Origin of the sequence: Pseudorhodobacter ferrugineus DSM 5888, assembly GCF_000420745.1 — a bacterium.
In the GTDB taxonomy this organism is placed as follows: Bacteria; Pseudomonadota; Alphaproteobacteria; order Rhodobacterales; family Rhodobacteraceae; genus Pseudorhodobacter; species Pseudorhodobacter ferrugineus.
Map to the genome: position 1 here is coordinate 202,013 of NZ_ATVN01000002.1, position 12,002 is coordinate 214,014.

The 12,002-nt window shown below is 58.7% G+C and carries 12 protein-coding genes and 1 riboswitch; of the genes, 8 read left to right on the top strand and 4 right to left on the bottom strand.

All coding sequences use genetic code 11. The annotated features are described in order from the left end of the window. Positions 1 to 76: 76 nt before the first annotated feature. Together G560_RS0102740 and G560_RS0102745 are read right to left on the bottom strand one after the other, a co-directional pair. Complete coding sequence (locus tag G560_RS0102740; protein WP_022702785.1) at positions 77 to 472, bottom strand: hypothetical protein; 396 nt, start codon at positions 470 to 472, stop codon at positions 77 to 79. Between the two features lie 63 nt (positions 473 to 535). Next, positions 536 to 1,552 (bottom strand): alkane 1-monooxygenase, encoded by a 1,017-nt coding sequence (locus tag G560_RS0102745; RefSeq protein WP_022702786.1) that lies wholly within the window; start codon positions 1,550 to 1,552, stop codon positions 536 to 538. A 168-nt stretch (positions 1,553 to 1,720) separates the two neighbouring features. Between G560_RS0102745 and G560_RS0102750 the strand changes: the two genes are divergently transcribed. The 4 genes from G560_RS0102750 to G560_RS0102765 are packed head-to-tail and all read left to right on the top strand — an operon-like array spanning position 1,721 to position 5,131. Next, entirely contained in the window at positions 1,721 to 2,464 is a 744-nt protein-coding gene (locus G560_RS0102750) for a lysoplasmalogenase family protein (protein ID WP_022702787.1), read from the top strand. 38 nt (positions 2,465 to 2,502) lie between these two features. Continuing rightward, positions 2,503 to 3,561, top strand: coding sequence for a signal recognition particle-docking protein FtsY (gene ftsY / locus G560_RS0102755; protein ID WP_022702788.1), 1,059 nt, complete (start codon positions 2,503 to 2,505; stop codon positions 3,559 to 3,561). A gap of 58 nt (positions 3,562 to 3,619) precedes the next feature. Next, entirely contained in the window at positions 3,620 to 4,519 is a 900-nt protein-coding gene (locus G560_RS0102760) for a DMT family transporter (RefSeq protein ID WP_022702789.1), read from the top strand. A 3-nt stretch (positions 4,520 to 4,522) separates the two neighbouring features. Then, entirely contained in the window at positions 4,523 to 5,131 is a 609-nt protein-coding gene (locus G560_RS0102765; protein ID WP_022702790.1) for an inner membrane-spanning protein YciB, read from the top strand. Positions 5,132 to 5,199: 68 nt separating this feature from the next. Here G560_RS0102765 and G560_RS18345 read toward each other — a convergent pair whose 3' ends face one another. After that, on the bottom strand, positions 5,200 to 6,060 hold the full coding sequence (locus G560_RS18345) for a mechanosensitive ion channel family protein (protein WP_162140847.1): 861 nt from the start codon (positions 6,058 to 6,060) through the stop codon (positions 5,200 to 5,202). Between the two features lie 305 nt (positions 6,061 to 6,365). Between G560_RS18345 and G560_RS0102775 the strand changes: the two genes are divergently transcribed. Then, complete coding sequence (locus G560_RS0102775) at positions 6,366 to 7,019, top strand: hypothetical protein (RefSeq protein WP_022702792.1); 654 nt, start codon at positions 6,366 to 6,368, stop codon at positions 7,017 to 7,019. A 102-nt stretch (positions 7,020 to 7,121) separates the two neighbouring features. On the opposite strand, the gene G560_RS0102780 is transcribed toward G560_RS0102775, so the two are convergent. Next, on the bottom strand, positions 7,122 to 7,829 hold the full coding sequence (locus tag G560_RS0102780) for a glutathione S-transferase N-terminal domain-containing protein (protein ID WP_022702793.1): 708 nt from the start codon (positions 7,827 to 7,829) through the stop codon (positions 7,122 to 7,124). A gap of 84 nt (positions 7,830 to 7,913) precedes the next feature. After that, positions 7,914 to 7,991: riboswitch (SAM riboswitch) on the top strand. A gap of 40 nt (positions 7,992 to 8,031) precedes the next feature. Here G560_RS0102780 and metZ point away from each other — a divergent pair. From metZ to G560_RS0102795, 3 genes are all read left to right on the top strand, one after another. Next, positions 8,032 to 9,213, top strand: coding sequence for an O-succinylhomoserine sulfhydrylase (gene metZ, locus G560_RS0102785; protein ID WP_022702794.1), 1,182 nt, complete (start codon positions 8,032 to 8,034; stop codon positions 9,211 to 9,213). A 159-nt stretch (positions 9,214 to 9,372) separates the two neighbouring features. After that, positions 9,373 to 10,449, top strand: coding sequence for a GTP cyclohydrolase FolE2 (folE2, locus tag G560_RS0102790; protein WP_022702795.1), 1,077 nt, complete (start codon positions 9,373 to 9,375; stop codon positions 10,447 to 10,449). A 72-nt stretch (positions 10,450 to 10,521) separates the two neighbouring features. Beyond that, positions 10,522 to 11,970 (top strand): TrkH family potassium uptake protein, encoded by a 1,449-nt coding sequence (locus G560_RS0102795; RefSeq protein WP_022702796.1) that lies wholly within the window; start codon positions 10,522 to 10,524, stop codon positions 11,968 to 11,970. The last annotated feature ends 32 nt before the right edge of the window (positions 11,971 to 12,002 follow it).

The window sequence follows — 12,002 nt, forward strand, 5'->3', positions numbered from 1 at the left end:
AAATTCGCGCGCAAAGAGGCACGGGTTTTGTTTTGTAACGGCCACTAAGTCACGGGCCGATGTTCGATTTGTGACGTTACACACCCACATCCGGCCCGGTGCAGGCCAGTGGATTGGTGGTCTGCTCTACCTCTTTCAACTCGGTCCCTGGCAGGTCGGACACAAAGCGCGCCATCAGCTTGCCACCTTGCAGTTGAAACGTCCAACATTGCGGCGTCGCGTCATGTTCATAGACAAAACAAATCTCGCCCGCGTCTTCGTACCAATGGCCGATGCGGCAGGTATCATCGACAAAGGCCCAGCGGACACGGCGATTGGGCAAGTATTGCTCTACCCCGTAAACCTGCCCGTTCGAGGCATAGGTCAGGGTTTTACCTGTGGCATAGGCCTCAAACTCCTTACCCGTCATCGTGGTTTGGGCTTGGGCTGTCGTGGCAACAAAAAGGGCAAAAGACAGTATCACAGCGCGCATCGGGTGGCCTTTCGGACGGATAGGGTTGGTATTAGACTGCCACGGGCAGTGGGGGAATTCCAGTCACAGCTCCGTTTGCCATTTGTCCAACCGCCGCGCCATCAACCGCTCCCAACGGCGCGGGGCCAGCGCGATGGTGCAGCACAAGGGCAGCGGATAGGGCAGATAGGGTGCCTGCCCCCGTGCAGGCAATCGCAGCGCCGGATAGGGCCGGCTGGGATGTGCGTGGTGATCGGAATGGCGGGGCGCGTTCAACATCAGGGCCGATGAAAACCACTGCGGCGCGTTCCAGCTGTGGCGCGCGTCCACGGGTTCCAGCTTGCCATCCGGCCGCGTGGCGCGCAACAGCCCGTAATGTTGCACATAATCGGCCAGCAGCAACTGGCTGTGGCCATAGACCGCCAGCGCCAGCCAAACCAACAGCCCCGCCACACCCGCAATCGCAAACCCAACCGCCAAGGACACGCCCGAAATCAGCGCATAAACCGCATAGGGGTGCAGCCCCTTGCCGCCGCGCCGCGCGCTTTCCGCCCTAAACCCCGCGAGGTACGACCCTGCCCAAGCGCGCGGCCAGAACTGATAAAAACTCTCGCCGCGCCGCGCGGTGTTGGGGTCATCCAGACTCGCGGCAAAGCGGTGATGGACCAATCGGTGCGCCGAGGCGTGGTGGCCAAACAACATCGTCGCGTAAACCGTTACACCCAAAGCATAAAGCGCGCGGTTGCCCCGATGGATAAGCTCATGCGCGCAGGGGTTGGAGACTTGGCCAAACCATTGCCCTGCTGCCAGCGCCAGCAAAACACGCTCCCATATTGCCAAACCGCTGGGGCCAGCAATCGCCCAAACGACCAAAGGAAAGGCGATCAAATGGCCCAAGGCCAAGGCAACCAACAGCGCATCGGCCGCCGGAAACTCGGCCCCTTCGGGCGCATCGGGCAGGACCATCGGCACGAATTGGTCCAACAAAAGGGTAAACACCCCCATGTACAAGAATGCGAACACGACCCACAGCCCGCCAAAGGGCACGGCAAGCGTTAGCAACCAAAGGGGGGTCAGGGCGGCAATCGCAAAGAGGGGCATTCGTGGCATGGGGCAGGTCCAAATCATCGGGTCTTTGCTACGTTACACCATTTTTTGCCAAAGCTAAATCGCCAACCGCTTGCCCTGCCCGTGGCATTTGGGCATTTGTTAAGGCGTGCGCCCATACTGCCCGAAAGGCCCGTGATGATACCTTCGCTTTTAGAAACCATGCTGTTGCTTTGTAGTGTTGGCTGCTTTCTGACCTATTGGATGCGTTGGGCCGCGCTTGACCAGATCAACGTGATCGGCGCGTGGGTAAAAACGGCTGCGACGGGATTGATTGCCCTTGTTGTTTTGAGGGGTGCGGCTTGGCATCAGGCAGTCCCTTTGATGGGCCTTATGGGGCTTGGGCTGGCCTTTGGGGCTGCTGGTGATTTTGCGCTGGCCCTGCGAAATGATCGCGCGTTTTTGGCAGGAATGGCGGCCTTTGCGATTGGGCATCTGATTTATGCTTGGGCGCTTTGGGCGCAGACACAATCGATCATGGGCATGAGCCTTGATGCTGGCGGGGCGTTTGGCGGGGCGGGCCTGTCACCTATGCAGATTGGCGCATTGGTTGGTTTGGCGCTTGTGATGCTGTCGACCGAGGCGTGGTTGGCCCCGAAAACAGGTGCGCTGCGCTGGCCTGTGCGGGGGTATGTTGTGGTGATCGGCATTATGGCAGCCGTTGCGATCTTGCTGGTGGAAAACGCGGGGGGCGGTGTTTTGCGACTGGGGGCTGCGCTGTTTGTGCTGTCGGATCTGCTCCTTGCGCTGCGGCTGTTTGTGGTGACGACATCGCCGTGCCAAGCTGACATTATCGCTGGCTGTATGGCCGGCTTATTGGCTGGGGCAAGCCCTGTTAATGCTTGGCGCAACTGGCTATGGGGCGTTTCCCAAGGGCTAACCCCTTTCCATGGCCGCGCGAATTGACTAGGTGACAAGAAACCCATTGCGCAGGCGGAGGCCCGATGTCCTTTTTCAAAAAGCTGAAAGACCGGATGTTCCGGTCGTCGGACAAAATCTCTGATGGGCTGGAGGCTTTGGTGGCCGAAGATGCGGGCCCAGAGGTCGCAGCGCCCTCGGTTGAGGTGCCAGTCATGCCACCGCCCGCTTCGGCCCCCGCGCCCGCGCCCCAAGCGGCCCCTAAACCGGGCATCCTTGGCCGCCTGATGGGCCAAAGCCCCGATGAGGTGAAGCGCGAGTTTGACGATGCGATGCTGGAAAGCCTTGAGGAGTTGTTGATCGAGGCCGATATGGGCGTGGATACCGCCCTGCGCGTCACCGCCAATATCGCCGAGGGGCGGATGGGTAAACGAGTCAGCGCCAATGACATCAAACGCGCCTTGGCGGATGAGGTGGCGCGGATCATGGAACCCGTGGCCCGCCCCATGCCGATCTATGCCAAACGCCCGCAGGTGGTGCTGGTTGTCGGGGTAAACGGTTCAGGCAAAACCACAACCATCGGCAAGCTGGCCAGCCAGTTCAAGGCCGCAGGCAAATCGGTTGTCATTGCCGCCGGCGATACGTTTCGCGCGGCGGCGGTGGAACAATTGCAAGTCTGGGGCACCCGTGCAGGCGTGCCCGTGCTGACGGCGCCTGAAGGGTCAGATCCCGCCAGCCTTGCCTTTGATGCGATGACCAAGGCACAGGAAAGTGGGGCCGATTTGCTGCTGATCGACACCGCAGGCCGATTGCAAAATCGCGCGGATCTGATGGAGGAATTGACCAAAATCGTCCGCGTTATTCGCAAAAAAGATCCTGAAGCCCCGCATAATACTTTATTGGTTCTGGATGCGACGACGGGTCAAAACGCGGTCAGCCAAGTCGAAATTTTCCTCAAACTCGCTGATGTGTCAGGCCTTGTCATGACCAAACTGGATGGCACAGCCAAGGGCGGCGTGTTGGTGGCCTTGGCCGATAAATTCGGTCTGCCGATACATGCGATTGGGGTCGGTGAACAGATAGACGACCTGGCTCCCTTTGATCCGCAAGATTTCGCAGCAGCCCTCGTAGGCCTTGATACATGAAGTCCCTTTCTTTTCGATCCAAATATCCCGGGGGGCTGGCCGCCCAGCGTTTCACGGTTTGAGCGACTGGATCCGCGCCTTAGAAGGCACAGCCGACGGTCATAATCTGGCCTTGGCCTTGGCGTTGCTCGCAGCTGTCTTGCATGCCTTGTTTGGGGCGTTGCAAAAGGGCAAGCATGACCCGTGGATGTCGCGCACCGCGATTGATATCAGCTACGCCCTGATCGCCACCCCCTTTGCCCTGTTTGTTGTGCCTTGGCCGGAACCACATATGTGGGTCATTTTTGCTGGTGCGATGGTGATCCATGCGGGCTATAAATACCTGCAAGCCATGACCTACAGCCGCGGCGCCTATACGGTGGTTTACCCGGTAGTGCGGGGAACGGGGCCCTTGTTTGCGGTGCTGGGCGCGATGGTTTTGTTCGATGAGCATTTCACGCTGGGGCAATGGCTGGGGCTTGCCGTTCTGCTGGCAGGGATTTTCGGGCTGGCCGCCTACAACCTGCGCTATGTGGTGGTCGCGCGCGAAACTTTGGTCCAGGCGCTGGGCTATGCGGTCGCGACGGGGGCATTTGTGGCGCTTTATACGACCTATGATGCCTATGGGATCCGCGCGACCTATGATCCGTTCACGTTTCTGGCGTGGTTTTTCATGCTGGACGGGTTTTTCATGCCATTGGTGATGCGGCGCGAATTGGCGGTCCTGACGCGGGATGTGGCGGGGCCTTTGTTCAAGCGCGGCGTTTTGGGTGCGTTTGTGGCCTTTTTCAGTTTTGGGTCCATTTTAATGGCAACGCGGCTTGATAAAGTGGGCGAGGCGGCGGTGCTGCGCGAAACCTCGACTGTTTTTGCCGCATTGATTGGTCGGCTGGTGCTGAAAGAACGGGTAACACGAGTGCAACTGGGGCTGATGGCCCTGATCGCGGCGGGGGCCGTGATTGTGGAAATGATGGGGTAGTACATGGCGGAGCGGAAAGTCAGTGGCGGGTTGAAACTGCTTTTGGAACTGGGGCCGGTGGCCGCGTTTTTCATTGGCTACGTCAAGCTGAAGGGGGAGGTGTTCACCTTTGGCGGCGTCGATTATGACGGGTTCATAGTGGTCACGGCGGCGTTCATTCCTTTGATGCTGGTTTGCACCGGAATTTTATGGGCGTTGACGGGCAAGCTGTCGAAAATGCAGGTCATGACCGTGGTTTTGGTCGTGGTTTTTGGCGGGCTGTCGGTCTGGTTGAATGACGAGCGGTTTTTCAAGATGAAACCCACGATGATCTACACCCTTTTTGCGACGATTTTGGGGTTCGGGTTGTGGCGGGGCGAATCCTATCTGAAAACGCTGATGGGTGAGGTTTTGCCAATGGAGCAGGCAGGTTGGATAATTTTGACCAAGCGGCTGGCTTTGTTTTTTGCGGCCCTTGCTGTGTTGAATGAGATTGTTTGGCGTGGGTTTTCGACCGAAGCTTGGGTCAATTTCAAGACTTTCGGGCTGACGGCCGCGCTGTTTTTGTTCTTTATGACCCAATCCCGCATTTTTGCGAAGTACGGGATTGAAAAACCCGATGAGGAAGCCTGATGTCCGCGCGCGGTCATTTTTCCATCACTTTGATTTAAAACGGATTTCCATTTTTCATTAACTCTATTTTAACGCGTACAAGCGCACACATCACGCGCGGACGGTCTTTCCCGAGGCCAGCACATCGGCGCGCTGTTTGACCAGTTCGGGCGGGGTTTCATCGCGAAAGAGTTGCGTTTGTACCTGAAACGGGATCTCGATTCCGGCCGTGTTAAACGCAGATTTTCCGTTTTTTTCAGAACCGCCACGCGGGTTCCGATGATCGGGCCGTTCGATTTGACCCACCAGCGCAGCCGGATCGTGACCCATGACGCATCAAGCGACCACGGTAAGGCTGTGGGGGCGGGCTCTTGCTCTATCCCCTCAATTTCGGACACGGCATCCAGCATAACCTGACAGGCCGCATCGATGTCGTCGACATAACCGATGCCAAAGTCCATTTCCAAGCGCCGTGTCGGGTAGGCGGTGATGACTTGGACAGCATCGGTATAAAGCTCGGCGTTGGGAATGATCACGCGCTGGCCGGCATAGGTGCGGATCAGGGTGGCGCGGCTTTCGATGCGTTCCACCGTTCCTTCGCGCCCGTTCACCGAAATCTCATCCCCGACATTGAAGGGCTGGTTGAGGAGCAAGAGCATCCCTGCGAGCCAGTTTTGCAAGATATCCTTGAACGCAAAACCAATCGCCAAGGTGCCGATGCCAAGACCCGCGATCAGGTCGGCGGGGTTCAGGTTAGGCAAAACGATGGTCAAGGCAACCAACGCGCCAAAGGCAAACACCGCCCAACGCGCAAAACTGCCAAAGACCTCGCCCAGATTGCTGCGCCCGCGGGTCGCCGCCGCTTTGCGCAAAAGAAAGCCTGCGAGGCGCGCGACATACCACGTTACACCCGTGAAAATCAGCGCGATAAGGATGTTCGGTGCAAGCACGGTTGCGGTGCCAAGCCAGTCGTCAATTTGCGCAAGTGCCTTTTCGGGTTCAAGATCAATGGTTTGAACAGGGGGGATGCGGTGGGCCCTGTCGCCATTGAAAATGCTTTTCCTTTGGCTCCGTGGTATAAATCCCCGAATTTGGGGGCTGGTGTACCAACACGGTGCGGCTGCAAACGGTTCCTGCAAAACCTGGCACAGGGAAAACGGCGCGGGTGGGGGGCCCCAACCACAGGCGCAATTGTGCCCAACTGCTGCCCGATTTGCGGCCTACCCCAAGGCAAAGGCAGAAAACGGAGGCCGGAATGGACGGGCGTATCTGGATGTCGTTGCAGGTGTTTGCAGCGTTGTTTGTGAAAATACCGATGATCGAGGCGCGCGGCATGTTGCCTTCGGCTGTATTGCTGATTGCCTATCCGGTGTTGATGGCGGTGTGGCCCGACGCGCCCGAAATGGCGTTTGTGACTGCTTTTGTGCTGTGCCAAGCCGCGCGGTTTTCGCTGCGTTGGCGCGAACAATTTGCCCGCGAGGCGCGGCGCAGCGATGCGGGGGCGGCGCGCAAACGTTTGATGGGTGCGTTTTTGATTCCCGCTGCGGTGCTTATTGCGGCGCAGCACCCCGCGCTGTTGCAGCATGTGCCAAGCGTGATCAGTGCAGGTTTTGTGCTGCTGTTTGCGATTGATGCGCTGGACAGCAGTTATTCCACCACGCGGGCCTATTGGCCGGGCCAGATGTTTGCGCCCTATGCCCGTGAGCTGACGCAAGCGATGCTGGTGCTGCATCTGGTATATATTTTGCTGAATGAGACGGTGATCAAGGCCACGTCGGTTGAGGGGTGGATGGTGTATTATGCGTTTTTGCCGATCGTGCATCTTGTGCTGTTGACGGCGATGTTCCGGACGGTGTTTTGGTTGACGCCGGAACCGGACCAGGATGCGGATTTGCGGCGACCGCGCTGAGGTTTTGCGGTGCTGTTCTTGGGGCGGGGGGCGGAGCCTCCGGCGGGGATATTTTTACCGAACAGAAAGGGGGGGGGCGCCGAGAGGGCCCCCCGATTGGTTTTAGGGCTTTTTGCCGAACATGTTGGTTTGCGCAGATTTGTCCTTGGTGACATCGCGGCGCAAATCTGCGGCAAGGGCGCGGCCCGCGATGACGCCCGGACGGGCGGACAGAGCGGTGAGCCAGCGGGCGAGGTTGGGCTTATCGTCCATGGTTTGGTCCTGCCCTTCCCATAGCGACGCCCAGCCCCAGCAACTGATATCTGCAATCGAGAAGAAATCACCTGCGAGGTATTCTGTTTTGGCAAGTTGGCGGTCCATCACGCCGTAAAGCCGCGCGGTTTCATTCCGGTAGCGGTTTTTGGCATAGGGCAGGTCGTTGGGCGGGTCCATGGCGGGGGCGTATTTCAGGAAGTGGTGGGTTTGGCCTGCCATGGGCCCAAGGCCCCCCATTTGCCACATGAGCCATTGGTCCGTGCTGATGCGGTCCCGTTCGGTGGTGCCATAGAACAGTCCCGTTTTACGGGCGAGATATTGCAAGATGGCACCGGATTCAAAGATGGAAATGGGGCGGTTGTCGGGTCCGTTTGGATCAATGATCGCGGGCATGCGGTTGTTGGGCGCGATTTTCAGAAATTCGGGTTTGAACTGGTCGCCTGCGCCGATGTTGATGAGGTGCAGCGTGTAGGGCAGGGCCATTTCCTCAAGCGCTATGGAGATTTTCCAGCCGTTGGGGGTGGGCCAGTAGAAAAGGTCGATTGGGTTTTGCATGGGTGCCTCCGGCTGTTTGGGGCATCAAAGCGCAAAGGGCGGGCGAGGGGAAGGGGGCGTTGACGTTTTAATCAGGGGGGCGTAATTAGAATGTGTGGCGCTTTGTTACCGGATTGCGGGCCACGTTAAACAAACCGCTAAAAGGGTTCGGGATTGGCCCGGCACCTATGGGTAGCCGGGCTTTTTGTTGGGGTGACCGCCGATGACGAAAGAATGGAAAACGCGCACGCAACTGGTGCATGAGGGCAGCCGCCGCAGCCAGTATGGCGAGATGGCCGAGGCGATTTTTCTGACGCAGGGCTTTGCCTATGACAGTGCCGAGGCTGCCGAGGCGCGGTTTATCGAGGCTGGCGAGGATGAGTTTATCTATGCTCGTTACGGCAACCCGACGGTGCGGATGTTCGAGGAGCGGATTGCCGCGATTGAGGGGACCGAGGATGCCTTTGCCACCGCGAGCGGGATGGCGGCGGTGTCGGGGGCGCTGACGAGCATGTTGAAGGCGGGGGACCATGTTGTCAGTTCCCGCGCGCTGTTCGGGTCGTGCCTGTATGTTCTGGAAGAGGTTTTGACGCGGTTTGGTGTGCGCGTGACCTTTGTGGACGGGGCGGATTTGGCGGCGTGGGAGGCGGCCTGTGTGCCTGACACCAAGGCTGTTTTCTTTGAGTCGATGTCGAACCCGACGTTGGAATTGGTGGATATCGAGGCGGTGTCTGCGATTGCGCATAAGGTGGGCGCGATTGTGGTGGTGGACAATGTGTTTGCCACGCCGATTTTTTCGCGTGCCGTGGCGCAAGGCGCGGATGTGGTGGTGTATTCCACGACCAAGCATGTAGACGGGCAGGGCCGCGCGCTGGGCGGGGTGATTTGCGGCACGAAAGCCTTTATTCGCAAGGTGGTAGAGCCGTATATGAAGCATACCGGCGGGTCGATGAGCCCGTTTACGGCGTGGATTATGCTGAACGGCATGGCGACGTTGGATTTGCGGTGTCGCGCGATGGCCGAGGCGGCGGCGCGTGTGGCGGCGGTGTTGGAGGGGGATGCGCGGCTGGAGCGGGTGATCTATCCGGGGCTGTACAGTCACCCGCAGGCGGATCTGGCCGCGCGGCAGATGGGATCTGGCGGGACGATGCTGGCGTTCGATATAAAGGGCGGCAAGGCGGCGGCGTTCCGGTTCATGAATGCGTTGGAGATTATCAAGATTTCCAACAACCTTGGGGATGCCAAGACGATTGCAACGCATCCCTATACCACCACGCACCAACGCCTGCCCGAGGCGCAAAAGGTGGCGTTGGGGATTACGCCGGGGTTGATCCGGTTGTCGGTGGGGTTGGAGGATCCGGAGGATTTGATTGCGGATTTGCAGGCAGGGTTGGCCGCGGTTTAGGCTGCTTGCGGGTATTTCCTCGCCGAGCGTGGAAGGGTCTGATAGAATGACGGGGCGGATGCGGGGTGGGGGGCCGTCCCGCATTGCTAATTCGGTGGGGGGGCCTATATCGCCCCCTATGGCCCGTTTGTCGGGGCAAGAACCCAAGAGGGACGTGCAATGAATATTCATGCGCCAAAGGTAGATACGGGCCCGACCCGCGACGAGGCCGAAGCGGCGCTTGCGGTTTTGCGCGCATGGGCGGCCAATGCGCCCGAGGCGGAGCGGTTGCAGGCGGGCGATGTGTTGGGGGTAAGATACCCCGAAATGTCAAACACCTATCCGGCGGATTTCAAGGTGGATGCGGCGTATAAGGCCGGTTTGCCGGATTTGCAGAACGGGCCATCCAGCCTGATCGTGGGCGAAAAAACCCTGATCCAGCATGTGGGGATTTCGAATTTCCGCCTGCCCATCGGGTATCATACCCGCGACGGGGCCGATGTGATGCTGGAAACCAGTGTCACCGGATCGGTCAGTCTTGAGGCCGAGAAAAAAGGCATCAACATGAGCCGCATCATGCGGTCGTTTTATGCCTATGCGGAAAAATCCTTTAGCTACCAGGTGATCGAGCGCGCGCTGGAGGATTACAAGCGTGACCTTGATAGCTTTGACGCGCGCATCCAGATGCGGTTTTCCTTTCCGATGAAGATTGAGAGCCTGCGGTCGGGCCTGTCGGGTTGGCAGTATTACGACATCGCACTAGAGCTGGTCGATCTGGGCGGGCAGCGCAAAACCATCATGCATCTGGATTACGTCTATTCCAGCACCTGCCCCTGTTCGCTGGAACTGTCGGAACATGCGCGCCGCACGCGGGCGCAATTGGCCACACCGCACAGCCAGCGGTCGGTGGCGCGGATTTCGGTAGAGCTGGTGGGCGACAAATGCCTGTGGTTTGAAGACCTGATCGACCTAGCCCGCGCCGCGGTGCCCACGGAAACGCAAGTGATGGTCAAGCGCGAGGATGAACAGGCCTTTGCCGAATTGAACGCCGCCCATCCGATTTTCGTGGAAGATGCGGCGCGCAGTTTTTGCGCGCAATTGCAGGCCGATCCGCGCGTGGGTGATTTCAGAATCGTGGCCAGCCACCAAGAAAGCCTGCACAGCCATGATGCGGTAAGCGTGCTGACGATTGGCGAGACGTTTGCGGCCACCAGCCTTGACCCCAAGCTGTTCACGACTTTGTTTCACGTCGGTTAATTAGGCCCCGTACCGGACCTTAAATTTGGCCAATTGACGTTTCCGAGGCGCAGGATTACCGCTTGGCGCATTATGATCGACATACGCCCCGTTGCCTATGTGATCGGGCGTATCCTGATCGTGCTCGCCATTTTAATGCTGGCGCCGGCCTTGGTTGATTTTCGCGATGGGCTGCACAACGGATTTCGGATATTCGAAGCGGCGCTGGTGACGGGATTTGTCGGGATTTGCGTTGTTTTGGCGACTCAGAACGCTTTGCGCGGCAATCTTTCGGTGAAACAGGCGTATTTGTTGACTACGGGAATTTGGGTGTTGGTGCCAGTGTTCGGTGCGCTGCCATTTTGGATGGGTGCGCCGCATTTGCGGTTTTCGGACGCGTATTTCGAGGCGGTGTCGGGCATAACCACCACAGGCGCCACAGTGATATTCGGGCTGGACGAATTGCCTGCGGGCATGAACCTGTGGCGCGGGATGCTGAACTGGTTGGGCGGCCTGGGGATTGCGTTTATCGCGATGATTTTTCTGCCCTTGATGCGCGTTGGCGGCATGCAGTTTTTCCGCACCGAAGGGTTTGAAACCTTTGGCAAGGAACTGCCGCGTGCGACCGATTTGGCGGTAGAGTTGGCGCGGGTTTATGTGCTGCTGACGGTGGCCTGTATAGTCAGTTACGGGTTGATCGGGATGACAGCGCTGGATGCCATTGTGAACGGTGCCGCGACGATTGCGACAGGGGGCTTTTCGCCGTCGGATCTGTCGTTTGAAAAGTATTCTGGCGCGGGCGAATATGTGGGCACGCTGTTTATGCTGTTGGGATCATTGCCCTATTTGCGCTATGTGCAATTGATAAAGGGCGATGCGAAACCGCTGTGGCGCGATGCGCAGGCGCGGGCCTATCTGCGCTGGTTGGGCGTGGCGGTTCTGCTGGTGACGGTGTGGCAGGTCGCGCGCACCGATATGGCGTGGGAGCCGGCGTTCCGGCAAAGCCTGTTCAACCTGACCTCTATCATGTCGAGCACGGGGTTCTTTTCAGGGTCATTTCCGGCATGGGGCGGGTTCATGCTGATCGTGGCCTTTGTGATTGGCACGGTGGGGGCCTGTTCGGGATCATCTGCTGCGGGGCTAAGCGTGTTTCGGGTGCAGGTGGCGATGGCGGCGCTGCGCGCGCATTTGGCGCAGATCACCAGCCCGAATACGGTATCGGTGGTGCGTTATGACGGGCGGCGGGTGGAAAACGACGTGCTGAACGGGCTGATCCTGTTTTTCACGGGGTATATTTTGCTGCTGGGGATTATGACCGTTGCGGTGTCGCTGACGGGGGTGGATACGGTGTCGGCGCTGTTTGCGGTGTGGACCAGCCTTGGGAATGTTGGCTACGGCTTTGGCCCCTTGGTGCTGCGCACGGGGACGTTTATTGATTTTCCGCAAGGGGCGATTGCGATTATGACGGTGGCGATGCTGCTGGGGCGGCTTGGGTTGTTGGCCATTTTGGTGATTGTTTTGCCCAGTTTTTGGCGGCGTTGACAGGGCAAGGTGCGGCAAAGTGTTGACAGCCG